Source organism: Curtobacterium sp. VKM Ac-2865, assembly GCF_015350905.1.
In the GTDB taxonomy this organism is placed as follows: Bacteria; Actinomycetota; Actinomycetes; order Actinomycetales; family Microbacteriaceae; genus Curtobacterium.
In genome coordinates, this window is record NZ_JADKRZ010000003.1 from 145,031 (window position 1) to 171,337 (window position 26,307).

General features: G+C 70.5%; 20 protein-coding genes. 8 read left to right on the forward strand and 12 right to left on the reverse strand.

What is annotated here, in order from left to right:
• Positions 1-29 precede the first annotated feature (29 nt).
• Both ITJ54_RS09530 and ITJ54_RS09535 read right to left on the reverse strand, forming a co-directional pair.
• A complete protein-coding gene (locus ITJ54_RS09530) occupies positions 30-1,664 on the reverse strand; it encodes a DHA2 family efflux MFS transporter permease subunit (protein ID WP_194627709.1) in 1,635 nt (544 codons plus the stop codon).
• A complete protein-coding gene (locus tag ITJ54_RS09535) occupies positions 1,661-2,269 on the reverse strand; it encodes a PadR family transcriptional regulator (protein ID WP_194627711.1) in 609 nt (202 codons plus the stop codon). The genes ITJ54_RS09530 and ITJ54_RS09535 overlap by 4 nt, the downstream gene beginning before the upstream one ends.
• Before the next feature lie 146 nt (positions 2,270-2,415).
• On the opposite strand from ITJ54_RS09535, the gene purS reads away from it, so the two are divergent.
• Genes purS through ITJ54_RS09555 form a run of 4 tightly spaced genes read left to right on the forward strand, consistent with a single transcriptional unit; the run spans position 2,416 to position 6,737 of the window.
• On the forward strand, positions 2,416-2,685 hold the full coding sequence (gene purS / locus ITJ54_RS09540; protein WP_194627713.1) for a phosphoribosylformylglycinamidine synthase subunit PurS: 270 nt from the start codon (positions 2,416-2,418) through the stop codon (positions 2,683-2,685).
• A gap of 5 nt (positions 2,686-2,690) precedes the next feature.
• Positions 2,691-3,386 carry a phosphoribosylformylglycinamidine synthase subunit PurQ gene (gene purQ, locus ITJ54_RS09545; protein ID WP_194628118.1) on the forward strand — a complete coding sequence of 232 codons (696 nt, stop codon included), beginning with the start codon at positions 2,691-2,693 and terminating at the stop codon, positions 3,384-3,386.
• Between the two features lie 35 nt (positions 3,387-3,421).
• Positions 3,422-5,803, forward strand: a complete 2,382-nt coding sequence (purL, locus tag ITJ54_RS09550; protein WP_323741665.1) for a phosphoribosylformylglycinamidine synthase subunit PurL — start codon at positions 3,422-3,424, stop codon at positions 5,801-5,803.
• A 13-nt stretch (positions 5,804-5,816) separates the two neighbouring features.
• The gene (locus ITJ54_RS09555) at positions 5,817-6,737 is read left to right on the forward strand and encodes a 2-hydroxyacid dehydrogenase (RefSeq protein ID WP_194627715.1); all 921 of its coding nucleotides are present in this window, start codon (positions 5,817-5,819) and stop codon (positions 6,735-6,737) included.
• Between the two features lie 18 nt (positions 6,738-6,755).
• Here the strand turns inward: ITJ54_RS09555 and ITJ54_RS09560 are convergent, their stop codons facing one another.
• Both ITJ54_RS09560 and ITJ54_RS09565 read right to left on the reverse strand, forming a co-directional pair.
• The gene (locus ITJ54_RS09560) at positions 6,756-7,895 is read right to left on the reverse strand and encodes a lactonase family protein (protein WP_194627717.1); all 1,140 of its coding nucleotides are present in this window, start codon (positions 7,893-7,895) and stop codon (positions 6,756-6,758) included.
• Between the two features lie 68 nt (positions 7,896-7,963).
• Positions 7,964-8,287 (reverse strand): chorismate mutase, encoded by a 324-nt coding sequence (locus ITJ54_RS09565; protein ID WP_071272322.1) that lies wholly within the window; start codon positions 8,285-8,287, stop codon positions 7,964-7,966.
• A gap of 91 nt (positions 8,288-8,378) precedes the next feature.
• Here ITJ54_RS09565 and ITJ54_RS09570 point away from each other — a divergent pair, with 91 nt between their 5' ends.
• Complete coding sequence (locus tag ITJ54_RS09570) at positions 8,379-8,783, forward strand: DUF1304 domain-containing protein (RefSeq protein WP_194627719.1); 405 nt, start codon at positions 8,379-8,381, stop codon at positions 8,781-8,783.
• Between the two features lie 139 nt (positions 8,784-8,922).
• Here ITJ54_RS09570 and ITJ54_RS09575 read toward each other — a convergent pair whose 3' ends face one another.
• Positions 8,923-9,939: an iron-siderophore ABC transporter substrate-binding protein gene (locus ITJ54_RS09575; RefSeq protein ID WP_323741666.1), complete on the reverse strand. Its 1,017-nt coding sequence runs from the start codon at positions 9,937-9,939 to the stop codon at positions 8,923-8,925.
• Between the two features lie 58 nt (positions 9,940-9,997).
• Between ITJ54_RS09575 and ITJ54_RS09580 the strand changes: the two genes are divergently transcribed.
• Positions 9,998-10,882, forward strand: a complete 885-nt coding sequence (locus tag ITJ54_RS09580; RefSeq protein WP_194627721.1) for a shikimate dehydrogenase family protein — start codon at positions 9,998-10,000, stop codon at positions 10,880-10,882.
• A 3-nt stretch (positions 10,883-10,885) separates the two neighbouring features.
• Here ITJ54_RS09580 and ITJ54_RS09585 read toward each other — a convergent pair whose 3' ends face one another.
• From ITJ54_RS09585 to ITJ54_RS09595, 3 genes are read right to left on the reverse strand one after another with little or no spacing between them, the layout of a single operon-like run.
• Positions 10,886-11,839, reverse strand: a complete 954-nt coding sequence (locus tag ITJ54_RS09585; RefSeq protein WP_194627723.1) for an SDR family NAD(P)-dependent oxidoreductase — start codon at positions 11,837-11,839, stop codon at positions 10,886-10,888.
• 10 nt (positions 11,840-11,849) lie between these two features.
• On the reverse strand, positions 11,850-12,245 hold the full coding sequence (locus ITJ54_RS09590; protein WP_194627725.1) for a YchJ family protein: 396 nt from the start codon (positions 12,243-12,245) through the stop codon (positions 11,850-11,852).
• A complete protein-coding gene (locus ITJ54_RS09595) occupies positions 12,245-12,670 on the reverse strand; it encodes an organic hydroperoxide resistance protein (protein ID WP_194627727.1) in 426 nt (141 codons plus the stop codon). The genes ITJ54_RS09590 and ITJ54_RS09595 overlap by 1 nt, the downstream gene beginning before the upstream one ends.
• Positions 12,671-13,101: 431 nt before the next feature.
• Between ITJ54_RS09595 and ITJ54_RS09600 the strand changes: the two genes are divergently transcribed.
• Together ITJ54_RS09600 and ITJ54_RS09605 are read left to right on the forward strand one after the other, a co-directional pair.
• Entirely contained in the window at positions 13,102-13,755 is a 654-nt protein-coding gene (locus ITJ54_RS09600) for a hypothetical protein (RefSeq protein ID WP_194627729.1), read from the forward strand.
• Positions 13,756-13,934: 179 nt separating this feature from the next.
• The gene (locus ITJ54_RS09605; protein WP_194627731.1) at positions 13,935-14,666 is read left to right on the forward strand and encodes an SOS response-associated peptidase; all 732 of its coding nucleotides are present in this window, start codon (positions 13,935-13,937) and stop codon (positions 14,664-14,666) included.
• Positions 14,667-14,738: 72 nt separating this feature from the next.
• Here ITJ54_RS09605 and ITJ54_RS09610 read toward each other — a convergent pair whose 3' ends face one another.
• The 4 genes from ITJ54_RS09610 to ITJ54_RS09625 all read right to left on the reverse strand — a co-directional run bounded on the left by ITJ54_RS09610 (position 14,739) and on the right by ITJ54_RS09625 (position 26,285).
• Positions 14,739-20,189, reverse strand: coding sequence for a beta strand repeat-containing protein (locus ITJ54_RS09610; RefSeq protein WP_194627733.1), 5,451 nt, complete (start codon positions 20,187-20,189; stop codon positions 14,739-14,741).
• A 227-nt stretch (positions 20,190-20,416) separates the two neighbouring features.
• The gene (locus tag ITJ54_RS09615; RefSeq protein WP_194627735.1) at positions 20,417-20,746 is read right to left on the reverse strand and encodes a hypothetical protein; all 330 of its coding nucleotides are present in this window, start codon (positions 20,744-20,746) and stop codon (positions 20,417-20,419) included.
• A gap of 65 nt (positions 20,747-20,811) precedes the next feature.
• On the reverse strand, positions 20,812-21,144 hold the full coding sequence (locus ITJ54_RS09620; RefSeq protein ID WP_194627737.1) for a hypothetical protein: 333 nt from the start codon (positions 21,142-21,144) through the stop codon (positions 20,812-20,814).
• A gap of 1,382 nt (positions 21,145-22,526) precedes the next feature.
• Positions 22,527-26,285 carry a hypothetical protein gene (locus ITJ54_RS09625; RefSeq protein WP_194627739.1) on the reverse strand — a complete coding sequence of 1,253 codons (3,759 nt, stop codon included), beginning with the start codon at positions 26,283-26,285 and terminating at the stop codon, positions 22,527-22,529.
• Between the last annotated feature and the right edge of the window lie 22 nt (positions 26,286-26,307).

Consider the following 26,307-nt stretch of genomic DNA (forward strand, 5'->3'; position numbering starts at 1 on the left):
TCGGGGGCTCTGCGGTCGTGCGACGACAGCTACGCGCCGGCGTGCTTGCCGTGGTGGTCGGCCGCGGCGAGCTCCTCCTCCGGGGTGGTCGGCGCAGGAGCAGCGGCGTGTGCACCGTGCTCGGCGTGCTCTGCCGCGGGGGCCTCCGCGTCGGGCTGGGTCGTGACCGCACCGGTCTGGGCCCAGGCCACGGTCTGCTTCGGCTTCGCGAGGAACAGCGCGGCGACGATCGCGGCGACGAGCACGACGGCCGGCAGGATGAGTGACTGCCCCATCGCCTTCGCGAACGGGTCGAGCAGGAAGCCCGGCAGCGCACCGATCTGCTGTTCGGCGCCGCCCGCGGACGCGCCGCCCGACTGCGACGGGAAGTTCGCCGTGATGCGGGCCTCGATCAGCGCGGCGATGCCGGCCGAACCGAGGACGGCACCGATCTGCCGCGTGGTGTTGTAGACGCCCGACCCGGCACCGGCGAGGCGCGGGGAGAGGTTGCGCGTCGCCGAGACCGAGAGCGGCCCCCACATGCAGGCGTTCGCGAGGCCCAGGAGCGCGCTCGGCAGGAGCACCCATCCCCAGTCGGCGTTGGCGCTCAGCAGTGCGGCGAACCAGAACAGGCCGCCCGAGAAGCAGGCGAGGCCGAACGCGGCGACCCAGCGCGGGTTCCACACGGTGAGCTTCTTGCCGACGAACGGTGCGAGCCCGGCCGAGATGACGGCCTGCGGCACGAGCAGCAGCGCCGCCTGGGTCGGTGAGAACCGGAGGACGTCCTGCGCCCACAGCATGATCGGCAGCGCGAACGACGAGATGGCGACGCCGACGGCCGTGATCGCGATGTTGGCGAGGGTGAAGTTGCGGTCCTTGAACAGGCCGAGCGGCAGCAGCGGCTCGCCCTTCTGCACGCCCTGCCACACCACGAAGGCGATGAGCACGACGATGCCGGCGATGATCAACGCCCAGACCGAGATCGGGCCGGTGATGGTGCCCCAGTCGTAGGTCTCGCCCTCCTGGATGCCGAACACGAGCAGGAAGAGACCGACCGCCGAGAGCACGATCCCGAGGTAGTCGAAGCGGTGTCGGTGACGGTCGAACGTCGGGACGAAGCGCTGCGCGAGCACGAAGGCGACCACGCCGACGGGGACGTTGACGAAGAAGATCCACTCCCAGCCGAAGCCGTCGACGAGCAGCCCGCCGAGGATCGGGCCGACGAGCGACGCCACACCGGCGACCGCACCCCAGAGGCCCATGGCGGCGCCACGGTTCTGCGGCGGGAAGATGCGCGTGATGACGGCCATCGTCTGCGGGGTCATCATCGCGGCGCCGAGGCCCTGGACCACGCGGGCGATGATGAGGACCTCGATGGAGCCGGCGAGGCCGCACCACAGGCTGGCCAGGGTGAAGACGACGAGGCCGACCTGGTACAGCACCTTCGGGCCGAAGCGGTCACCGAGACGCCCGGTGATGAGCAGCGGCACCGCGTACGCGAGCAGGTAGGCGCTGGTCACCCAGATCACGGCGTTGATGTCCGCGTCGAGGGCCTTGGCGATGGTGGGGGTGGCGACGGACACGATGGTCGAGTCGACGAGGATCATGAAGAAGCCCACGACCAGGGCCCAGAGGGCCGGCCACGGCTTCTTCTCGGTCGTCCGCGGGGGCGTGACGGTGGTCATCGAGTGTGTTCCTTGCTGTTCGTGGAGGTCTGGGGAGGGACGGCCGGGCCGTCCCAGGGGATGTCGCCGCTGCTGATGCGCTCGACGGTGGAACCGAGCCACTCGATCTGCGCGGTGAGCATGGCACGCACGTACGACACGTCGAGCCAGTAGCGGTCCGACAGCTGTTTCGCGTGCACCCGGTCGATCGCCGAGTCGTACTCGTCGCGCTGCTGCTCGAGCGCGACGATGCGGGCCCGGACGGCATCGACCGCCTCGGCCTGCGGCAGGTTCTCGAGCACGGAGAGCGCCAGGTGGAACTCGGGGTACTCGTCGGCCGGCTCGGTCACCATCCGCCGGAGCCCGTCAGCGAGGGCGGCACGACCGGCGTCGGTGATCGTGTACGTCGTGCGCTCCGGGCGGTTGCCCTCCCGGTCCGTGCCGACCACCTCGGCCAGGCCGAGCTCCGCGAGCCGGCCGACCTGGTGGTAGAGCGTGCCGGGCCGGACCTTGACGTTCCGCTCCTCCTGACGGTGGAGCATCGTCTGGAACATCTCGTACGGGTGCATCGGCGCCTCGTTCAGGAGGTCGAGCGCGGCGAACGCGAGCGGTGTGAGCGACGCCATCCGTGCCTCCCGTCCGCGTTCGATGCCGAATGTTCGACTTGGAATATACGTCTTCGAACAGTTCTCCACAACCGCGCCCGGCGCGATGCGCGCGCCACCTAGACTGGAGCGGTCCCCACCCGATTCCCCCGTGCTGGAGTGAACACGTGCCAACGATCGTCGTCGAGGTCATGCCGAAGGCCGAGATCCTCGACCCCCAGGGCAAGGCGGTGGGCAACGCCCTCGCCCGCCTCGGCAAGAACGACCTGACCAACGTCCGCATCGGCAAGCGATTCGAGGTGCACGTCGACGGCCCCGTCGACGACGCCAAGCTCGCCGAGGTCCGCGAGATCGCGGTGGACGTCTTCTCCAACGCCGTGATCGAGGACGTCGTCTCGGTCACCGTCGACGACGCCGAGGACGGCGTCGCCAAGTGACCGCCATGCGCATCGGTGTGATCACGTTCCCCGGTTCGCTCGACGACCGCGACGCCCAGCGTGCGGTCCGTCTCGCCGGCGCCGACCCGGTCGCGCTGTGGCACGGCGACCACGACCTGCAGGGCGTCGACGCGATCGTGCTGCCCGGCGGGTTCTCCTACGGGGACTACCTCCGCGCCGGCGCCATCGCTGCGAAGGCCCCGATCATGGCCGAGGTCATCGACGCCGCCGGCAAGGGCATGCCCGTGCTCGGCATCTGCAACGGCTTCCAGATGCTCGCCGAGGCCCGTCTGGTCCCCGGTGCGCACACGCGCAACGCCCACCAGCAGTTCATCCGCCGCGACCAGAAGCTCCGCGTCGAGAACGCGGGCACCTCCTGGACGAACGGCTTCGCAGCCCAGCAGGAGATCACCATCCCGCTGAAGAACGCCGACGGCCGCTTCGTGGCGGACGCCGACGAGATCAAGCGCATCGAGGACAACGGCCAGGTCGTCTTCCGCTACGTCGGCGTCAACCCGAACGGGTCGATCGACGACATCGCCGGCGTCTCGAACGAGCGCGGCAACGTCGTCGGCCTGATGCCGCACCCCGAGCACGCGACCGAGCCCGGCTTCGGCCCGGACACCCCCGCGGCGATGGCCTCCGGTACGGACGGCCTCACCTTCTTCACCTCCGTGATCGAGTCGACGCTCGTCAAGTGACGACGCCGACGCCAGTGACAGGGAACAACACCACCGTGACGACCCACGTGCGCCCGAAGCCCGACACCGTGCAGGACGCCGCCGAGACGCCCGACAAGGAGCAGCCCTACGAGGCGCTCGGGCTCAAGGCGGACGAGTACGCGAAGATCCGCGAGATCCTGGGCCGCCGCCCCACCTCGGGTGAGCTCGCCATGTACTCCGTGATGTGGAGCGAGCACTGCTCCTACAAGTCGAGCAAGAACTACCTCCGCCAGTTCGGCCAGAAGGTCACGCCGGAGATGCAGAAGGACCTGATGGTCGGCATGGGCGAGAACGCCGGCGTCGTCGACGTGGGCAACGGCTGGGCGGTGACCTTCAAGGTCGAGTCGCACAACCACCCGTCCTACATCGAGCCGTACCAGGGCGCTGCCACCGGCGTCGGCGGCATCGTCCGCGACATCATCTCGATGGGCGCCCGCCCGGTCGCCGTGATGGACCAGCTCCGCTTCGGCGCGATCGACCACGAGGACACTGCACGCGTCGTGCACGGCGTCGTCGGGGGCATCTCGTTCTACGGCAACTGCCTGGGCCTGCCGAACATCGGCGGCGAGACCTACTTCGACCCGGTGTACCAGGGCAACCCGCTCGTCAACGCCCTCGCCGTGGGGGTGCTCCGCCACGAGGACCTCCACCTGGCGAACGCGTCCGGCCCTGGCAACAAGATCGTGCTCTTCGGCGCCCGCACCGGCGGCGACGGCATCGGCGGCGCGTCGATCCTGGCGTCCGACACCTTCACCGAGGGCGGCCCGACCAAGCGTCCGGCGGTCCAGGTCGGCGACCCCTTCGCCGAGAAGGTCCTCATCGAGTGCTGCCTCGAGCTGTTCCAGAAGGACCTCGTCGAGGGCATCCAGGACCTCGGTGCCGCGGGCATCTCGTGCGCCACGTCCGAACTCGCCAGCAACGGCGACGGCGGCATGCACATCTCGCTCGACGACGTGCTGCTCCGCGACCCCACGCTCACGGCCGAGGAGATCCTCATGTCGGAGAGCCAGGAGCGGATGATGGCGGTCGTCCGTCCCGACAAGCTCGACGCCTTCCTCGAGGTCGTCGGCAAGTGGGAGGTCGAGACCAGCGTGCTCGGCGAGGTCACCGGCACCGGCCGGCTCGTCATCGACTGGCAGGGCCAGGAGATCGTCAACGTCGACCCGCGCACCGTCGCCGTCGACGGCCCCGTGTACGACCGCCCGGTCGCCTACCCGACCTGGATCGACGAGCTCCAGGCCGACGGCGCCGACTCGCTCGACCGCCCGGAGACGGGTCCGGCGCTCAAGGCCCAGTTCCTGCAGCTCCTCGGGTCGCCGAACCTGTCGGACAAGCGCTGGATCACGAACCAGTACGACACCTACGTGCTCGGCAACACCGCGCTGTCCTTCCCCGACGACGGCGGCATGATCCGCGTCGACGAGGAGACCGGGCTCGGTGTCGCGATCGCCACGGACGCGAACGGCCGCTACTGCCAGCTCGACCCGAAGCAGGGCGCCCGTCTGGCCCTCGCCGAGGCCTACCGGAACGTCGCCGTCACCGGTGCGGTCCCCGCGGCCGTCACCGACTGCCTGAACTTCGGATCGCCGGAGAACCCCGAGGTGATGTGGCAGTTCTCGCAGGCCGTCGAGGGCCTGGCTGACGGCTGCATGGAGCTGGGGATCCCAGTCACCGGCGGCAACGTGTCGTTCTACAACCAGACCGGCTCCACGCCGATCCACCCGACGCCGGTCGTCGGTGTGCTCGGCGTGATCGACGACGTCGCCAAGCGCATCCCCTCCGGATGGCAGGACGACGGCCACAACCTCTACCTGCTCGGCACGACGAGCCTCGAGCTCGACGGCTCCGCGTGGGCGGGCACCGTGCACGGGCACCTCGGCGGGCGTCCCCCGGCGGTCGACCTCGGCCGCGAGAAGGCGCTCGGCGAGCTGCTCCGTGCGGCGACCGACGAGCAGCTGCTCACGAGCGCCCACGACCTGGCGGACGGCGGCCTCGGCCAGACGCTCGCCGAGGGGGTCCTGCGCTTCGGCGTCGGCGCGCGTGTCGTGCTCGACGAGCTGCAGGAGCGCGACGGGGTCGACCTCGCGACCGCGCTGTTCTCGGAGTCGACCGGCCGTGTGGTCGTGTCGGTCCGCCGCGAGGACGACGTCCGCTTCCAGGGCCTGTGCAACGGCCGGGCCTTCCCGGTCCTGCGCATCGGCGTGACCGACGGGCACTCGCAGGCGCTCGAGGTCCAGGGGGCGTTCACCGCCAGCATCGAGGAGCTGCGCGTCACGCACGGCTCGACGATGCCGACCCGCTTCGGCGACGTCATCCAGGAGACCGTGACCGAGGGCGTCCTGGGCCGCGGTCCGCTGGCCTCGGACGGCACCTTCTCGCCCCGCACCGACAGCTGAGCGGCGGAACGCGATGTCGATCGTCACCCTGCCCTTCGCCGAGCTCGTCGACCGGTTCGGCCCCGTCCCGGACGGCATCGAGCTCGACGTGTGGGACGTCGAGGCGCCCTACGGTCGCCCGGACGACGTCGCCATCGCGTTCCTGCCGTTCTACTTCGGTGGGCGTCACCGTTGGCAGTACGTACACGACCTGCCGAACCTCCAGCTGCTGCAGCTGCCGAGCGCCGGCTACGAGCACGCGCTGCCGCACGTCCCGGGGCACGCTGCCCTGGCGAACGGCCGCGGGATCCACGACGACGAGACCGCCGAGCTCGCCGTCGGCCTGACGCTGACGGTGCTCCGCGAGATCGGCGCCTTCCAGTTCGACCGCGCGGCCGGCATCTGGGACGCCCGCGAGACCCGCTCGCTCGCCGACCGCCGGGTGACGGTCGTCGGGTACGGGGCCATCGGCGGTGCGATCGCGACGCGCTTCGAGGCCTTCAAGACGGACGTCCGCGTCGTGGCCCGCACCGCCCGCGAGCAGGACGGCCGCCACGTGCACGCGTTCGGCGAGCTCCCCGAGCTCGCGCGGACGACGGACGTCCTGGTGCTCATCGCACCGCTCACCGACGAGACCGAGGGGCTCGTCGACGCCGACCTGCTCGCCGCACTGCCCGACGGCGCCGTCGTGGTGAACGTGGCCCGCGGCAAGGTCGTCGACACGGACGCACTCGTCGCCGAGCTGCAGAGCGGTCGGCTGTCGGCAGGGCTCGACGTCACGGACCCCGAGCCCCTGCCCCAGGGTCACCCGCTGTGGACGACGCCGAACACGGTGCTCACGCCGCACGTCGGGGGCAACACGGACCTCAGCGTGCCGCGGTCGATCGAGCTGATGCGTCGACAGGTCGCCGCGCTGGCCGAGGGTCGGACGTTCGAGAACCTCATCGAGCGCTGACCCGACCGAGCGCCCCGGCTACACCGGGACGACGCAGGTGGGTGTGCCGACGGCGATCTGTGCCACGGCCGCGCCCGGTACGCCGTCGTCCCCGACGGGCAGCACCGCGATCGCGTCCGAGCGCTCGTTCGCGACCAGCACGAACCCGGGCACCAGCGCGAAGTGCCGCGGCCAGGCCCCACCGCACGGGGCACTGCCCACGACGGTGAGCCCGCCGTCCGAGGCGTCGAGCACGACGATCACGTCACGACCACGCACGGCGACGGTGACGCGGCCGGTTTCGTCGGCCTCGATGTGGCTCAGCAGGGACTCCCCCACGGGGCCGTTGAACGTGTCGGCCGAGGCGACCGTCCGCAGCACACCGTCGTCGTCACGGCGCAGACGGTGCACGCGCCCGTCGAGCTCCCCGGCGACGATGAGGTCGCCGTCGAACCAGGTCATGTGCCGCGGTCCGGCACCCGGCGCCACGTCGTGCACCCGCACCGGCACGAGCGACAAGGCACCATCACCGGCACCGGCACCGGCAGAACCAACAACAGCACCAGCAGGACCGGACGTCTCGACCTGGAACTCGTGCAACATGTCCCCTCCGAGGTCGGCGACGAGCAGCGTGCCCTCCGGCGTCGACACGGACTGGTGCGCGTGCGGCCCGTCCTGCCGATCGGCAACAGGACCGACGGCCGCAGATCCGGCACCGGCACCGGCACCACGTCCAGGCAACGCGACCGTCGCGATCGCCGAGGCCGGCACCACCACGGCACCAGCGGAACCCCGCGCCCCCACGACCCCGTCGCTCGCAGCGACCGAGGCCGCGAACGACTCGGCGGCAGCCAACGACACGGCGGTCACGGTGCCGGAGACGTAGTTCGTGACGACGAGCGCCCCGGACGGGTCGACCTGCACGTGACAGGGCGCGTTGCCGCCGGCCGTCGCGGTCCAGAGGTGCTCGAGTGCGGTACCCGAGCGGCGGAACGCACTGACGCTGCCCTCGGCGGTCTCGGACACGGCGTACACACGGTCGCCGGAGACCGCGAGGAACGAGGGGTCGTCGAGCACGGCGACGGTCGCCGCGACCCCGCCGTCCACGAAGGAGATGCCGGTCGCGTTCCCACCACCCGTGGCCGTGTACGAGCCGACGAGCAACCGCAACGCAGCCACCGCAGAAGAAGACGCAGCCGCAGCAGAGCCAGACGCAGCCCCAGCCCCAGCCGCAGGACCGGCGTCGCTCACGGGGCGTCCGCCACGAGGTCCTCGCCCACGGCGATGCGCTCGTGGTGGTGGATGACCTCGGCGACGATGAAGTTCAGGAACTTCTCCGCGAACGCCGGGTCGAGGTGCGACTCGGCAGCGAGCGAGCGGAGCCGTGCGACCTGGATCTGCTCGCGACCCGGGTCGGCTGCGGGCATCCCGGCGCTGGCCTTGAGGTAGCCCACACGCTGCGTGTACTTGAACCGCTCGGCGAGCATGTGGATCACAGCGGCGTCGATGTTGTCGATGCTCTGCCGGATGCTCTGGAGTTCCGCCACGGCCTCGTCGTCGTACTCGCTCATGTCCAGAGCCTACCGGCGGACCCCGACGCGAGCGGTGTCTGTGACGCCCGCGGTGCCTGTGACGTCCGCCGTGTCTGTGACAATGGGACGCATGTCAGCGCTCCTCGTGATCTCGTGTGTGTGCGCAGTCCTCGCCGGACTCGTGCACGTCTACATCTTCTTCCTCGAGTCCGTCGCGTGGACCAGCCCCCGCGTGCGGAAGATCTTCGGGATCGCCTCCGACGCCGAGGCACGGGCCACCCGGTCGCTGGCCTTCAACCAGGGCTTCTACAACCTGTTCCTGGCGATCGGCGCGGTCCTCGGTGTGGTGTTCGTCGCGACGGGCAACCACGCGACCGGCTGGACCCTCGTGGTGTTCGCCACGGCGAGCATGCTCGCCGCCGCCATCGTCCTCGTGGGCACGGGCCGCCGCTACCTCAACTCCGCGTTCGCGCAGGGGGCGCTGCCCCTCATCACCCTGCTCTTCGCCTTCCTCGGGTCCATGTTCGCCAACTGAGCGGCCCCGGCAGACAGCCAGCCCCGGTAGACAGCCGGACCCCAACGGCCAGGAGGCCCGCCCCACCACCCACGGACCGCGAGCGGTCCCGAGATGGCGGGTCGGGCCTCCTGTCCGTCACAGGGCGCGACCAGACGTGTCAGCCGAGCTTCTTCGCGAACTCCGCGGGCAGCCGGTCCAGCGCCCACTCGATGGCAGCGGTGGTCCCCATCGAGAACGCGGAGGACACGTCCTTGTCGTCGACGACGATGTCGTGGCCGGCCTGCACCGACGGCACCTTCTGGAACAGCGGGTCGTTCTCGGCGGCCGAGGCCTCGACGTAGATCGGCAGGATCACGGTCAGGTCGGCGTCCAGCAGGTCGAGGTTCTCGTTCGACAGGGACACCGAGAACTGCTTGCCGGCTTCCTGGTCGATCTTCTTCGGGATGGTGAACCCGAGCTGCTGCATGAACTGCGCACGGCTGTCGGCCGAGGCGTAGGCACCGAAGCCCTCGGACGTGTAGGCACCGATGACGGCCGACTTTCCCTCGAACTCCGGGTGCTCCTTGCGCGCTGCGGCGTAGGCGTCGTCGACCCCGGACAGGAGCTTCTTGCCGTAGGCCTGCTTGCCGAGCGCCTTCGCGATCATCGTGGTCTGCTGCGTGGTCGAGGCGAGGTAGTTCTCCCCGCCCTTGGGGATCGCCACGGTGGGGGCGATCGCCGAGAGCTTGCTGTAGCGGTCCTTGTCGCCCGAGGACTTCACGTCGAGGATCAGGTCCGGCTTGAGCTTGAGGATGTCCTCGTAGCTCGGCTCGAGCGTGTTGATGATCTTCGGCGACTTCTTGTATGCCCCCTTGAGCCACGGACCGACGCCGTCGCCGCCGAACGCGAGCCAGTCGCTCGCGCCGACGGGCTGCACGCCGAGTTCGAGTGCCGTCTCGGCGTCACCCCAGCCGAGGGCGACGACGCGCTTCGGCTCGGACTTGATCGTCGTGGTGCCGAGGCCGGTCGTGATCGACACCGGGAAGACCGAACTGCCGGAGGTCGACCCGGACGCCTCGGGGTCGGACGGGGAGCCGGAGGAGCACCCGGCGAGGACGAGCGAGGCGGCCACGACGGCGCCGGCAGCGGCGAGCACGCGGCGGAGGCGCTGCTTGGGGGAGGAAGGTCGGATCACAGAGGTAAGGCTACCCTAAGCGCCGGTCTCGGAACGGGGATCGCTAGGCTGTCCGACCGTGACACCGTCGTACGCGGACCCGGACCGCACCCACCTCGCCGTGCTCGGCTCGCCGATCGCGCACTCCCTCTCCCCCGCCCTGCACGAAGCGGCCTACGCCGCCCTCGGGGTGCCGTTCACGTACGGGAGGCACGAGGTCGCGTCCGGCGAGCTCGACGCGTTCGTCGCGGGGCTGGGTCCAGGGCAGCCCGGGCTGCGTGGCCTGAGCCTCACGATGCCGCTGAAGCGCGAGGTGCTGCCGATGCTCGACAGCACGACCCCGCTCGTCGACGAGCTCGGGGTCGCCAACACGATCGCGTTCCGGCAGGTGGGTGACAGCGTGCGTCGCGTCGGCGCGAACACCGACGTCGAGGGGCTGATCCGCCCGGTCGAGGCCCTCGGGCACGTGCCCGGCGAGGCCACCGTCCTGGGCGGCGGGGCGACCGCGGCGAGCGCCATGACCGCGTCGCTGCGACTCGGCGCCCAGCTCGTACGGGTCTTCGTGCGCGACACCGCGCGGGCCGGAGCGCTCGTGCGGCTCGCGACGCGGCTCGGGGTCACGCTCGAGCTGCACCCGCTCGACGAGCTCGACGCCGCGGGGCCGCTCGGCTTCGTGATCTCCACGCTCCCCGGTGGTGCGGCCGACGAGCTGCGGCTGACGCCGTCCGGCCCCGACGCGGTGCTGTTCGACGTCGCCTACGAGCCGTGGCCGACCGCGGTCGCATCGCGGTGGGAGGCCGGCGGTGGTCGGGTGCTGAGCGGCCTCGACATGCTGACCGAGCAGGCGATCGGCCAGATCCGGTTCTTCCTCAGCGGGGACCAGGAGGAGATGCTGCCCGACGAGGCCGCGGTGCGTCGGGCGATGCGCACGGCCGTGGGGCTGCCCGCGGCGATCACCGCGTAGCGTTCAGCGGCGGGCGCGGGCCTCGGCGTCGACCAGGGCGAGCGAGACGTCCCACAGTCGGTCGGCGGCCACCGGGTCGAGTGCCCACGGCACCACGCCGTACAGGCCGTCGCGCACGGCGTCGACGACCTCGGACTCGTGGCAGTCCTCGAAGTACCGCCCGGTGACGTCGGCGAGCTCCGGCGCGGTCGCGAGCAGGACGGACGTGGCGGAACCCTGCTCGGGCGTCTTGACGAGGTCGCCGGCAGCCACCTTCGTCGCCGCCAGGACGTCGGGGTCCCAGTGCTTCTGCAGCCCGGTCCAGATGCCGCCCGGCATGCAGGCGTTCGCGGTGATGCCGTCGGCGGCCCAGCGACGCCCGACCCCGACGGCGAAGAGCGCGTTGGCGGTCTTCGACTGCGCGTACGCGAGACCGGGGTCGTACGCGCGACGCCGGAAGAAGAGGTCGTCGAACACGACGGGCGAGGAGCCGTGCCCGCTCGACGACACAGCGACGATGCGCGCGGTGCCGGACGCGGCCAGGGCGTCGTGCAGCCCGAGCGCCAGGGCGAAGTGGCCGAGGTGGTTCGTCGCGAACTGCGACTCCCACCCGGCGGCGGTGTAGGCCTCGGGAGCGTCCATGATCCCGGCGTTGGCGACGAGCACGTCGAGCGGCCCGGTCCATGCCCCGGCAACGGACTCGACCGAGGCAGGACGGTCGAGGTGCAGTTCGACGACGCTCGGTGCCGGTCGACCGGTCGTCGCGGCGATGTCAGCGGCGACGCGCTGCCCGGCGGCGACGTCCCGCACGGCCAGCGTCACGGTCGCGCCGGCACCGGCGAGCGCTCGGGCGGTCTCGACACCGATGCCCGAGGCCGCTCCGGTGACCAGGGCGGTCCGACCGGTCAGGTCGATGCCGTCGAGGACCTCGGCCGCGGTGGTGCGGGCGCCGAAGGTGGTGATGTCACGCCTGGCCATGGGGCTCCCGTCAGGAGACGACCCCGTCGACGTAGGACCAGCGGCCCAGCTCACGGACGAAGTCGCTCGTCTCCTCGAGCGTGCCACGGTCGGTGTCGGACCGCCACCACGCACGGAACGCGACCTGACCCCGCGTGTCGAACGGGCCTCCGTCCCGGGTGGACAGGATGTCCAGCCGTGTCCAGCGCTGCTCCGGGTCGAGCTTGAGGGACGTCGGCCGCGTGCTCGGGTGCCACGAGTCGAGCAGGTACTGGGGCAGCCCGAGCGCGAAGGCCGAGAAGCGGGAGCGCATCAGCCGTTCCGCGGTGGGGGCGGCAGCGCCGGCGTGCAGCGGCCCGCAGCACTCGTCGTAGGGGTTGCCGCTGAGGCATGGGCACCGCGTCGTGCTCGCCGGGGTCGGGGGCATCAGTCGACGAGTGAGAGCGTGACCGTGATGTTGCCGCGGGTGGCGTTCGAGTACGGGCAGATCTCGTGCGCCCGCTCGGCCACGCGCTGCCGCTGCGCCTGCTCGACGGCCGGCGTGTACACGTCGAGCTCGACGGCCAGCCCGAACTCGCCGGTGCCCGTGCCGCCGATGCCCACCTCGGCGGAGACCTCGGCGCCGGTGGTGTCGACGCCGAGCTCGCGGCCGGCGGCGTGCAGGGCGCCGAGGAAGCACGCCGCGTACCCGGCGGCGAAGAGCTGCTCGGGGTTCGTGCCCTCGCCGCTGCCGCCCATCTCCTTCGGCGGACGGGTGTCGAGGTCGAGTCGGTCGTCCTCGCTGCGGACGTGCCCGTCGCGTCCTCCCCCGGAGGCGTGGGCGACGGCGGTGTAGACGATGTCGAGACTCATGGAGCCAGGTGACCGCCTCTGTCTGGACGATCGCTGAACCCCGGCACCACGACCGGTGTCCGCCGCTCCCCCGCCACCGCCGACCGGGCGTGTCCCGCGCTGGGTACCGCGCGACTCCTTCCCGCGGGTCGCGGCCCGGTGATCCGAGCGGTCGCGGCCAGGACGGCGGATTCCGATCGCGGCCCTGACGAATCCGGTTCACGGGAGCCGGGCTGCGCCGACCGGATCCGTCACGGCGCGGATCCGAAACCCGGGGACCGACCGCGGACCCCGCCGACGCGACCGGGGCAGCCGTCCTCGTCCACGCCCGTGACGGATCTGGCTCAGGGACCTCGAGGTTCGCCGACCGGATTCGTCAGCGTGCAATCCGAACGTCGCTGTCCCCCCGCTGCTCCGAGCGATGCTCAGCTGGTTCCGGTAGGACTGACCACGTGTTCCGACTCGGGTGGCAGGTCTTCCGCGCGCACTTCGCCGACGCGGTCTCCGTCGACCGGTTCCGGCGGGCGCTCGGCATCGGCGTGCTCGCGGCCGTGGTCGCCGCTGCCGTCCTGGTCGGGACCGAGGCCGCCTTCCGCTGGTCGCCCGTGAGCACTGGGCTGACGGTCGTCGTGATCGTGCTGCTGGCGGTCGCGACGGGCCTCCTGGTGCTCGGCTGCTATCCGGTCGCACGGCCCCTCGACCCCGCGGCGACGATCAACGGTCGGCAGGTCCGGCCCGACACCGCGCGGACCGTGCGGGCAGCAGTCAAGCCGTACCTGCGGCGGAGGGCGCCCGCCGTGCGCCCGGAGGACCGGGAGGCGATCCTCGTCGACACTGCCCTGCTCCGGCGCGGGCTGGTGCTCGACCTGACGCGACTGGCCCCGCTCCCCGCTGCCGGGTCCCTCGCGGCGGTCGCTGGGTGGACGTCCGGAGTGATCCCGGCATACATGCTGGTCTACTTCGTCCTCTGGTCCGTCGCCACGGTCGGCCGCCTCGACGAACTCGGCCGCGCCGAACGTGCCCACCGCGCCGCCGCTGCCCTGCCCCCGACCGACGCGCCCCTCACCGCGCCCACCGTCGCTCGGGCGGACCGAGTCTCGCCGTAGCGGACAGATCGCGCGCCGAATCCGGCGCACGATGTCCGCGGACCCGAGACTCGGCCCGGCGGCTGACCGCCGACGGACGCTCCGCTGGGTCGCCAGCCGGCAGCCGGCAGGCGGGCAGGCAGCCCACCCGGCAGGCCCACGCACGCACCGCTGTCGGCGGGGACGGGCACACTGGGCGCATGTGTGGCCGCTTCGTCGTCTCCGACACCACTACCGACCTGCTCCCGGAACTCATCGGTGAGCTCGCCGACCGGACCGAGCACGTCGACCAGGACACCGGCGTGGTGAGCACCGGCCTGGTCCCGAGCTGGAACGTCGCGCCGACGGACCCCGTGTCCGCCGTCCGCCAGCGCCACGGGGAGCGCGAACTCCCGCAGATCAGCTGGGGCTTCGTGCCGAGCTGGGCGAAGGACTTCCGGAAGCAGCGGCCGAAGCCGATCAACGCCCGCATCGAGACCGTGGCCACGAGCGGCATGTTCAAGCGGGCCTTCGCCACCAACAGGTGCATCGTCCCCGCGCAGGGCTACTACGAGTGGGTCGTGCGCGAGGACGGCAAGGAACCCCACTTCGTGCACGAGCCCGGCGGCGCACTCGCGATGGCCGGTGTCGTGAGCGCGTGGCCCGACCCGACCAAGCCCGAGGACGACCCGGACAAGTGGCGGCTGTCGCTGGCGATCATCACGCGAGACGCCCACGTGGCCCCGGGCGAGGTGCACGACCGGATGCCGGCGTTCCTCACGCCCGGCGGTTACGACGACTGGCTCGGCGGGGACCTGGGCAGCGACGACCTGCTCGCGCTCCTCGACCACGAGTCGCTGGCGGTCGCGGCGGGCCTCGAGCAGTACGAGGTCTCGCGCGCGGTCAACAGCGTGCGGAACGACGGCCCGCAGCTCATCGACCCCGTCGCCTGACGGCTAACGACAGGAGGCCCCGATCACGTCCGCCGGGTGGCGGAGGTGATCGGGGCCTCCAGTCAGTGACCGCTAGCCGCGCCGCAGCGGACCGTAGGTGGGCTGACGACGTCGGAGCAGCAGTGCTGCGCCCGCCAGGAGCGCGGCCAGGGCCGCTAGGCCCATCCCGACCAGGCCGGTCGCCCCGGTGAAGGCGAGCTGCGCAGCGTGCGCCGCGGCAGCGAGCCCGACCGGGTAGACCACCGTGATCGTCGCCGTGACTGCCTGCCCGTCGGTGTCCGTGACCGTGTAGGGCATCTGGACGGTGCCGGGGCGGTCGGCCTCCGGGGTGAAGACGACCTTGCCGTCACGGACCACCCAGACGCCCTGGCCGTCGACGGTCACGCGGGTGACGTGGGCGCCGTCGGCGGGGTCGACCAGACGCAGCGAACCGGTCTGGAAGCGCGCACCGCCGGTGGCGCTGTCGTTGCCGATCGGGGCGATCGTGACGGGGCGGCCCTGGGTGCCGACGACCCGGTCGTCGGTGGCGACGGCGTGTGCGACGACGGTGATGGTCGCGGTCGCGGTGGTCGTCTGGCCGGAGGCGTCGGTCACCGTGTACGTGAACGTGTCCGTGCCGGTGAACCCGGCGGCGGGCGTGTAGACGTACGAGCCGTCGGCGCGGACCCGGACGGCACCGTGTGCGGCAGTGCCGCGCAGTGCCGCGGTGAGCCCCGTGCCGAGGTCGTTGCGGAGCAGGCCGTGGCGGGCGTCGACCGGCAGGGCGGTGCCGGCGATGGTGCTGCCGTGGTCGCCGGCGGCGGCGATGCCCACCGTGACGGTGACCGTCGTGTCGGCCCGCTGCCCGGAGGCGTCCTGCGCCGTGTACGTCACGGTGTCGACGCCCGAGAAGCCCGCTGCCGGCGCGTACCGGAAGGTGCCGTCCGCGGCGACCGTGACCGTGCCGTGCGCGGCCCGGCCGAGGGCGACGACGCGCAGGGCGCTGCCGCGGTCGTTGCCGAGCACGCCGGGGCCCTTCACCTGGACCGGGGTGCCGGCCGTGGTGCGGGCGGTGTCGTGCCCTGCGGTCGGCACGACGTCGATGGCGACGCGGGCGAACGCGGTGGCGCCGGCGGCGTCGTGTGCGGCGTAGGTGAACCAGTCACGGCCGGACCAGTTCGCGGCCGGCGAGTAGACGTACGAGCCGTCCTTCGCCAGGCGCAGGCGGCCGTGCTGCGGCTTCGTCTCCATGGACGCCCAGAGGCCCGTCCCGGCGTCGTCGCTCAGCACGCCCTTGGCCGCGGGCATCCGCACGACGCCGTTCGTCTTCGTGGTGCTCCAGTCGTCGACCGCGACCGCGCCCACCAGCACGGTGACGGTGGTCGTCGTCGGCCGCCCGGACGCGTCCGTCGCCGTGTAGGTGAAGGTGTCCGTGCCGGAGAAGCGCGCGCGGGGCGTGTAGACGAGCGACCCGTCGGGGCCAGCCGTGACGGTGCCGTGGGCGGCCTTCCCGTGACCCGTGACCCGCAGGCCGGTGCCGAGGTCGTTGCGCGTGAGCGTGGTGCCGGCGATCGTCAGTGCGGTGCCTGCCGGGGTGCGGAGCGTGTCGGCGACGGCGGTCGGGGTGACCGTCACGGTGACGGTCGCGGTGGCCGTGCCCTTGGTGGGGTCGGTCACCGTGTAGGTGAACGTGTCCGTGCCGGAGAACCCGGTGGCGGGGACGTACGTGACCGTCCCGGTGCCGCTGATGCTGGCGGTGCCGTGGCCGGGCGTGCCGACCGCGGTGACCGTGAGCGCAGTGCCCGAGTCGTTCTTCGTGACGCGGACGTCGACCGGCGTGGACGCCGTCGTGGTGGCGGTGTCGGCGAGCGCCTTCGGGGCGACGGTGATCGTGACGGTGCCGGTCGTGGTGGTGCCCGTGCCGTCGGTGACCGTCACGTCGAAGGTGTCCGGGCCGGAGTACCCCGGGGTCGGCGTGTACGTGTACGAGCCGTCCTCCGCCACGTCGACGTCGCCGTGCGCGGGCTTCGTGGCGCCCGTGACCGTCAGGTCGGTGCCGGTCGACCCGGCGAGGACGCCCTGGTCGGCGGGCACGACGAGCGTGCCGTCCGCGGTGGCCGACGTGTCGGCGGCTGCGACCACCGGGGTGATCGTCACCGTGACGGTGCCGGTCGCCGTGTTGCCGTTGGCGCCGGTGACCACGTAGGTGAACGTGTCCGTGCCCGACGTGCCGGGTGCCGGCGTGTAGGTGACGGTGCCGTCGGCGTTGCGCACGACGGTGCCGACGGTCGCGGGGCTGGTCGCCGGGCCGACGGCGGTGACCGTGAGGCCGGTGCCGTGGTCGTTCGCCGTCAGGTCACGCGAGGTGACGGTGACGGGCTGTCCGGCGGCCGTGGTGATCGAGTCCTTCACCGTGCTCGGCTGCACCGTGACGCGCACGATGCCGGTCGAGGTGTTGCCCTCGGCGTCGGTCGCCGTGTACGTGAAGGCGTCCGGGCCGGACCACCCGTCCTTCGGCGTGTACGTGTACGAGCCGTCGGCGTGCACGTCGACGGTGCCGTGGAGGGGCTCCTCGTCGATCGTCGCCGTCAGGCCGGTGCCCTGGTCGTTCGCGAGCAGACCCGTGGACGCCGAGACCGTCAGCGTCGAGCCGGCGGTGGCCGTCGCGGTGTCGGCCGTCGCCTGGGGTCCGACGACCACGACGACCCAGCTGGTGGTCGTGCCGCCGGCGGTGTCGACGGCGTCGTAGTGGAACGTCGCGGTGCCGGAGAACCCGGCGGTCGGGGTGAAGAGGACGGTGCCGTCCGTCCCGAGGGTGACGGTGCCGTGCTGCGCGTCACGCACCCCGGTGACGGTGACGCCGGTGCCGACGTCGTTGCGGGTCAGGGCGCTCGTGGCCATGCTGACGGGCTGGTCGGCCGTCGTCGTGGCGGTGTCGGGCAGGGCGCGCGGCACGACGGTGATGGTCGCGGTCGCGGTCCCCGAGCTCCGGCCGGCGCCGTCGGTCACCCGGTAGGTGAACGTGTCGGTGCCGGAGGAGCCCGTGGTCGGTGCGTAGTCGACGCTGCCGTCCTCCGCGATGACCGCGGTGCCGCTCGTCGGCCCAGTGACGATCGTGGTGACGAGCCCCGTGCCGAGGTCGTTGCGCTGGACGTCGACCGTGACCGGCACGTTCGCCGTGGTCGTCGCGCTGTCGTCCTTCGCCGTGGGCCGGACGACGACCGTCACGGTCGCGGTGGCCGGGGTGCCCGCGCGGTCGACGACCGTGTAGTCGAAGGTGTCCGTGCCGGAGAAGCCGGCGGCCGGGGTGTACGTGTACGTGCCGGTGGCGCCGTCGAGCTCGAGCGAGCCGTGGGCCGGCGTGGTGTGCGCCGTCACGCTGAGGCCGTCACCGAGGTCGTTGCCGAGCAGCCCGGTCGCGCGGTCGGTCGTCACGGCGGAGCCGCCGGCGGCGACGTCGACGATGTCGGCCACGGCCTTCGGGGCGACGTGGACGGTGACCGTCACGGTGTCGGAGCCGGTGCCGTCCGTCACCGTGTACGTGAAGGTGTCCGTGCCGGAGAACCCGGTGGCGGGCGTGTACGTGTACGAGCCGTCCGGCTGCACGGCGACCGTGCCGTGGGCCGGCTGGGTGGATCCGCTCACGCGGACGTCGTGGCCCAGGTCGTCGGCCAGGAGGCCCGGTGCGGCTCCGACGGTCGGCTGTCCGGCCGTCGCGGTGACGGTGTCGGCCCCCGCGGTCGGCAGGACGGTCACCGTGACGGTCGCGGTGGTCGTGGCACCGGAGTCGTCGGTCGCCGTGTACGTGAAGGTGTCCGGGCCGGACCAGCCGGCAGCCGGGGTGTACGTGTACGAGCCGTCGGCGCGCAGGTCGAGGACGCCGTGGGCGGGGTCGGTGTGGTCGGTGATCGTCAGGCCCTTGCCCGCGTCGTTGGCGAGGAGCCCGTCGCCGGCCGCGGCCTTGGCGGTCGAGCCAGCGTGCACGGTGACGGCGTCCGCGGCGGCGTTCGGCTTCACGGTGACCGTGACGGTGCTCGTCGCGGTGCGTCCCGAGGAGTCCTTCGCCGTGTAGTCGAACGCGTCGGTGCCGGAGAAGCCGTCGGCGGGCGTGTACGTCCAGGAGCCGTCAGCGGCGACCGTCGCGGAACCGTGGGCGGGCGTGGTGTTCGACACGACGGACAGGCCGGTGCCGCTGTCGTTCCCGAGCACACCCGCTGACGCCGGGACGCTCAGGGTCGTGCCGACCGCGGTGGTGGCGGTGTCGGGGCTGGTGCTGACGTGCGTGGCATTCATCGTGTTCGCGAAGGTGACGACGACGTCGGTGCCGTCGCTCGACACGGCCTGCGGGAAGGTGAAGGACGCCGTCGTGCCGGTGCCGTCCGCCACGGTGCGGCCGCTGCCGAGGTCGATCGCCTTCCACGTCGTGGCGTAGTTCGCCGGGTCGGTGGTGCCCGCCGCGGTCTGCGTCACGGTGTAGTTCTTGCCGGGCGTCGTCAGGATCGCGCCGGCCTTCCGGGCCTGCACGCCCGTGTCGGAACCGGTCGTGGTGTCGCTCGTGCCGGTGCTCGAGCTCGTGATGCCGTCGCCGGAGATCGCGAGGCCGAACTGGTCGCCGGCGGCCCAGCGCTCGTCGATGCTCGCCTTGCCGGTGACCGTGTCGGCGTAGTTGCAGGTGGCGAGGTCGCTGGCGTTGTAGTTGCCGACGATGGGGAAGTTCCGGACCTGCGTGCCTGCGGTCGGGTCGAGCTGGTAGAGCGTCGTCGTCGCGACGTTGTTGGTCGTGGCCGAGTTCGACACGTACAGGTAGCCGTCGGACGAGAACGCGATGCCGGGGCTGTTCGTGCCTGACGGCAGCGTCGCGATGGGGGTCGTGGCGAGCGCGGTCGTGCCGGACGTCGTCGGGACCGTCTCGGTGTTGACGCGGTAGACCTTGTCCGCGGCGACGACGAACATCAGCCCCTGCGAGCTGAAGGCGAAGTCGCCGTTGCCGTCCTTCAGCCCGTTGATCTGACCGACCTGGCCGAGGTACTGCTTCGTCGCCGGGTCGTACGCGCCGAGCCAGCCGGTGTTGTCGCCGTAGTAGTAGATGCCGGTCACTGGGTTCACGGCGCCGCGGATCACCGGTCGGACCTTGTCCGTTGCGACCGGGTCGGACGCGGTGTTCGTCGCCGGGTCGAACGACCGGAGCGTCGCGGTCCGGTTGTTCGACGCTGCGAAGAGCGACTTGCCCTCGCGCGAGACGCCGAGGCCGTTGTTCGCGCCCGTGCCGAGGTCAGCGACGTCGACCGTCTGGCCCTTCGTGTCGCCCGTCGTGAGGTCGACGGCGACGACCTTGCCGGCGCTGTTCACGGCGTAGAGCGTGTTCTGGTCGCAGACGAAGTGTCCGTCGGTCGTCGCGCTGACAGCCGACGCCGGCGTCGCCGCGACGACGGCCGTCGCCGTGCTGAGACCGGTCCCCACGAGGAGGGCGGCGACGAGCACGGCGAGGGGCCGGACGCCCGCACGGCGGCGGGGCACGGCAGGGCGCTTCGAGGCAGACAGCATGGATCACTTCCGGGTCGGGTCGACGGAACGCGACCCGCTCGATCCCGCAGGGCCGGGAGAACGGACGTTCGCGCTGGCCTGATCCTGACAGGAAACATGAGGGAAGTGGGGACAAGGTCGGTCCCCAGTAGGGGGGACCACTCGTTCGGGGGACGACGCCGCCGACGCCTCCGCAGGGCATGACGAACGCCCCGCCGGAGACCGACGGGGCGTGCTGTGGAGCGGGGCTAGGAGGCGTTCCGGATGACGTCCGGCAGCACCAGGTGCAGGCGTTCGGCGAGCTTCGCCTGGGCTTCCTCGAGCGAACGGAAGTCGCCGACGTACTGACCGAAGGTGTCGGACACGAAGTAGTGCGAGCCCTGCTTGTCCACGGTGCCGCCGTAGTAGCCGCCGTAGTTCGCGGCCCAGAGCCCGGTGTCCGGTCGGGTCCACAGGATGGTGGCACGTGCGGGCCGGACGGGGGCGATGACCTCGGCCTCGATGGCCGCGATGACCTCGATGGTCTCGGTGTCGAGGGTGACCTCGGTGGTCGCATGGTGGTCGTCGATCAAGCTCATGGTCGTTCCTTCGTGTCGTGCGTGTGGTGCATCTCGTGCAGGTCGTGCGGGAGCGGTCGTGCTGGTCAGGCGACCGGGCGGATGACCGGCGGGAGCATCACGTGCAGGCGGTCAGCGAGGTTCGCCTGGGCGTCCTCGAGCGAGGCGAAGTCGCCGACGACGAGGCCGAACGTGTCCGATGCGACGTAGCGGTTCGCGACCTTGTCGACCGAGCCGCCGAAGTAGCCGCCGTAGTTGGCGACCCACTCGCCGTCGTCCTCATGCGTCCAGGTCAGCTTCGCCCGGGCCGGTCGGGCGGTGGGAGCGACGCCGGCTTCGAGGATGGCGATCGTGTCGACCGTCTCGGTGTCGAGGGTGAGTTCACGCTGGGTCTGCGGGGTGGTGGCGGTGATGCTCATGGCGCTGCTCCTGTCGCGATCCGGGGTACATCGTGCTGCCCTTGGAATCTAGGGCTTGGACGACGCCCACCGCCATCCGCCCCCGGGCATTCACGGCTTCTCCTCATGCCCTCCATCGTGACGCCCCGGTTTCGCGGGCCTGATGGACCCCGATCCGGGGTACACGTCCCCCACCGGGGTACTCGCGGTTCGGACAATCGCGGATCGGGGGACAACGACCGCGGACGACAGGTCGCATCCTCAGGCCGGCCTATTGCCTCCAGGGACAGAAGGGGAGTCTCCGTCTCGAACGGGGCTGGCGCGATGATCCCCAGCGGCAGCCCCTGATCCTTCGGAGCATCAGGCTGCGTGAGAGGTACTGTCGCCTCCCGGTTAAAACTCGCGCTTCAACGCGCAGCCGGCACCGCAGTAGATGTTCGGACCTCAGGAGCCGTCGATCGGTCCGCTGTACGCATGGTCGGCCGTCGCCCAACACCGCAGCGCTCAGATCATCCCGGGGCTGTCGCACTCGTCGAAGTAAACGAGGAGATGGAGGTAGCCACCGACCTGCAGCCGCTCCGCGGCGCGCCTCCCGGAGTTCGGACCCGTCACCCCGTCGATGGGCCCCCGGCATGTCAACATGACCGCTTTCGTGCCGAGGCACTGCAGGCGCTTGTAGAAGATCGGGTCCGACATCCCATCGAACTCCATTGTCGCCCGCGGAACGCCCTGACACGCTGACGCCACCGGCGCCGCTGCGGTTGGTTGGCGAGGTGCTACGCACCCGAGCGTGAAGCGCAACACGACTGTTGCGAAAGCTGACGCCGTGAACCAAGGGAGTTGCAGTGTAGGAAGCCGAGCAGGACGACCATTCGGCTATCAATCGACTGGTATATCAAAACCCTGCACGCCGTCGTCATCGCCACCGGCGCCGAATCCGATCGCCCTCAGACTTGAGAGGGTGGGTTTGACGACCCTCGCCAGCGTCGTGATGAATTACTCCTTTACGCCGGACTGTGACAAGGGCTGACCAGTCACGAGGTAACACGAGGCCCGGTCGTTGCAATATCCAAGAGCACCACGCTTGCCGCAAGCTCGAAACCCGTAACCATGGCATTGAAAGGCAATTGAGGCGGTCCTCTCTTGGAGAGGACCGCCTCAATCATGCAACTAATCTAACGGGCAACCGGACGAAGCGCTTGCCTACCTCCGGCGTCGAACTAAGGCTTGAATCACGCCCCCCCAGAGCACAAGACCCGAGAATGCGAGTGCCGCGCCTAGCACCCAGACCGGGAACCCATGAGCACTTCGCAGCTCCCTGAGGGGGGTGAAGAAGCAAACCGCCGCAAGCACTACAAAAAGTGACGCCATTACGGCCACCGGTAGTATTCTACCCTTGACTATCATTGAAATCCCGTCACTGCCGAACTAACGAGCTCACCTGCTGCAGCGCAGCCGACCGATGCTGCTATGGCCCCAAGAGGCGTGGTTGTAACACCGACAATACCCTCGCACGTCGCCGTGGTCGCGAGTCCCACCACAGTGGAAACGGCTTCCGTCGCGCAGCTCTTTGTCGTGTAGCCCGATTTGCATGCGCTATTTAGGCTCTCGCCTGTGACAACGCCGTCAAGAAGGGAGCCGTAGCCAGCACGACCCGTCCTGTCCTGCTGGTTGACCGGGTCAGCACCAGCGAACGTGTAGCGGTTTCCATTGATCGGGTCGAGCGGCGCGTCGAGAGTATCGCGTTCGATCCACACCCCCGTCGCCGCGGCCTGCCAGCGCATGCCGAATTTCGTGAGCCCGGTCGCGGTGTTGTTGGAGCGGATGCCGGTCTTGAATCCGTACGGGTTCTGCTTCCACTGGGCGCTGGTGTCGCCGAATGTCACGGTCTCGCCACCGTATGGGGAGTACTGGACGGTATAGGCCTTGGTGCCCTGATCGGTGATCGCGGCAGCAGAGTTCCCGATGCCGTCGATCACGAGCATGCTCGTGGTCCCATCCGCGGTGCGGAGGGCCAGCGCCTGGCCGGTGGACGGGTCAGTTAGCATCGCCGTGGTGCCGGTGCCGGTGACGGCGCGGGCGGTCATCACGGGAACTCCGTTGGAGTCGGTGGTGCCATACGTGTACGTGTAGTCCGCTCCCCTGTCGGTTTTCTGGGTGAGGAGCTTGTTCATGTCACCACCGGCGTAGGTGTAGCGGGTGGTGGTGCCGTCCTTGGTGGAGGACGTCATCTGCTGCGCGCCGTTGTACGTGTACGTCTCTCCCGGAGCCGCGATCAGGTTCCCGGTGCCGTCGTAGGTGTACCCGGTCGTGGTGATCTGGCCGATCGCGTTGTAGGTGAGCGTTGTGTCCGTGGTGACTGCGCCCGTTGCCGCGTTGGTGGCTGTTGCCGTGAGGCGGTTCCCGGCGTCGTCGTAGGTGTAGGCCCAGTTCGTGGAGTTGCTGCCGCCGGTCTGCGTGATGCCGGTGAGGTGCTTGGTCGCGGTCTTGCCGTCCGAGTCGAGGTACCCGTAGCTGGTGATCTGGCCGGTGGTGTTGTCCTTGGACCACTGCAGCTTGTCGCGGTCGTTCGTCGAGTCCGCGTCGCAGCTACCGCCAGCGGTGGCTCCGGCGATGTAGCAGTACGTGGTGTCGACGACGACTTCCTGCTTGGTGCTGTCGGCCCAGGCCTGGACGTGGGTTACCTTGCCGCCCTTGTCGTAGGTGAGCTTCTGGTGCGCCTTCCAGGCCGTCGGGTCGGCGGTGCCGTTCGGCGTCGCGGCGAGCCACGTGTCGGTGCGGCGTCCGTTGTCCGAGTCGATCTTGTACAGCTGCTTCGCCGTCCCCGAGCTCGTCGGGTAGGTAGTCGCGATGAGCTGGTTCGAGGAGTCGTAGTCGTGCGTGACTGCGCCCTGCGGGTCGGTGACCTGGACCGTGTTGCCGGCAAGGTCGTAGCCGTAGGAGATCTGCCCGCCGCCGGCGGTGTTCACCGTGTTCACGAGGCGGTTCTGCTGGTCGTACGTGTTGGTCATCGTGCCGGTCGCGGAGCTCTGACCGGTCTGGTTCCCGTTACCGTCGTACGTGGTGGTCACCGTCGCGGTGCCATCACTGAACGCGGTGCTGGTGGCTCGGTCGTCGTTGTCGTACCCGAACGTGGTCGTGTTCGGCTGCCCGTTGGTCTCTCGACCGTCGGTCTCCGTGGCGACTCGACCGAACGCGTCGTAGGTGTAGTGCTTCACACCGAGGCTGGTCCCAGAGGGCGGGGTGATGTCCGTGAGCTGCTTGTTACCGTCGTAGGAGTAGTTGGTCGCGTTCGAGCCGTTCCCGGGAGCGGTCGCCGTCTTGACCGTTCCATCGTCGTTGTACGTCACCTTGGCCTGCACGGCCGTGTCGTCACCCGACTGCGACGAAATCTGGTTGCCGACGCCGTCGTAGCCCACGCTCGTGCTCGTGCTCGAACTGCTCGTGACCTTGGACGGCAGGTACGTTGTCGCGGAGGTCTTGCCGTACGTCGCGGTCGAGGTGGAGCCGGAGCCGCCCTTCGACGAGGTGATCGACTGGTTGTTGTTCTCGCCGAACTCGTTCGTGCTCTTGCCCGTGTTCGCCCCACCGTCCGAACCGACCTGCGAGGTGGCGACACCGTTGTTGGCGGAGTTGTACGTCGCGGACCGCTCACGCCCTTCCGGGTCGACGGCCTTGGTGACGAGGTCGTTGCCGTCGAGCGTGTACGAGGTGTGCTTCGCGGCAGCGACGGTCGCGTTCTGGTCGGAGCGCGGGTCCGCGACCTGGGTGGAGGTGTCGCTGGCGTAGGACAGGCGCGTCACCGCGGTGCCGGGCGAACCGGCGGTGGTGTTCGCCTGCGAGACCTGGGTGACCCGGTCCGAGCTGTCGTAGGTGAACGAGGTGACGCCACCGTTCGGGGCGGTGATCGAGGTCAGGTCCCCGTTCGTGTACCCGTACGTGGTCTGCTTGCCGGTCGCGTCCGTGTAAGTCGTGATGTCCCCAGCAGTGCTCTTCGCCCACGACACTGCGCGGCTCGAGCTGCCGGAGGTCTGCGTGAAGGTCTGCACGCCGTTGGCATACGAGGAGGTCGCGACCCGGGCGCCGGTCTTCTGGTCGGCGCTGATGCTGCCACCGGTGGACACCAGAGTCGTCAGGCCGTACCCGTCGGCGGTGTTGAAGCTGGTCTGGTTCTTGTTGCGGTCAACGATCGAGGTGGGCTGACCGGCGAGGTTGAAGTGGATGACCTGGTTCGAGGTCCACCCCTTCAGCTGGTACTCCGCGTTCGTCGTCGACGTGCTCACCCGGGTCAGGGTCTGCTGCAGACCCGCCGGCGTCGTGAACGCGCCCACGCCGAGCGCCAGCGACGGGGTGAACTGCCATGCGGTGCCCGCGGCGTCGGTGTAGACCACGCCGGATGCGTTCGCGGTGAGGTCCCCGGCGCCGGCGAGGGCGTACTGCCACCGGTTCGCTGCCATCGTGTTCGTGTTCGCGGCACGGCTGCTACGGGAGTTGTAGGAGACACCGATCGAAGTCGAGGACGTCGCACCCGGCAGCGACATCGCCGCGGTGGAGACCATCAGGTTCCCGGTGCCGACGTCCACCGACGCGTTCGTCTGGTCAGTGATCGTGAACGGCAGGCGTGTCGCGGAGGTCCGCTGGCCGGTGAGGTTCGTGGACGCAGGGCCGCTCGGCAGGGAGTTGTAGGCGCCCTGCATGTCGACGACGAAGTCCGTCGCCGTGGTGGAGGCGTTCTTGATCCGGATCTTCCCGTTCGTCCCCACCGGCACGATCGTCGTCGTGGACCGGAGCGAGGTCGTCGGAGCGTAGTTGATGGCGCTGGCGCCGGGCTCGGGCATCCCGTCGCCCCAGACCTTCGCGTAGCCGCCGTTGGTTCCGGAGTGCACCGCGGTCAGCGTGATCGCGACCGCCGCGAGCCCACCTTCGACACTCGGCAGGCCGCCGCGTGCGCCAGCGATCTGGATGGCGAGGGAGCCGTTCGACGCGACGGAGGCGCTGTCGCGGGTGTCGATGATGCGTCCGGTGAGCGGGGTGAACCCGCCGCCGGGGTTGCTGGCCATGAAGTAGCCCTGCACGTCCACGATCACGTCGATCGTGCCCCCACCGGCGGGGGTGTCGATCGTGACCTTGCCGTCGGAACCGATCGCGACCTGCGCCGTCATCGCGGTGGAGATGCCCTTGGTG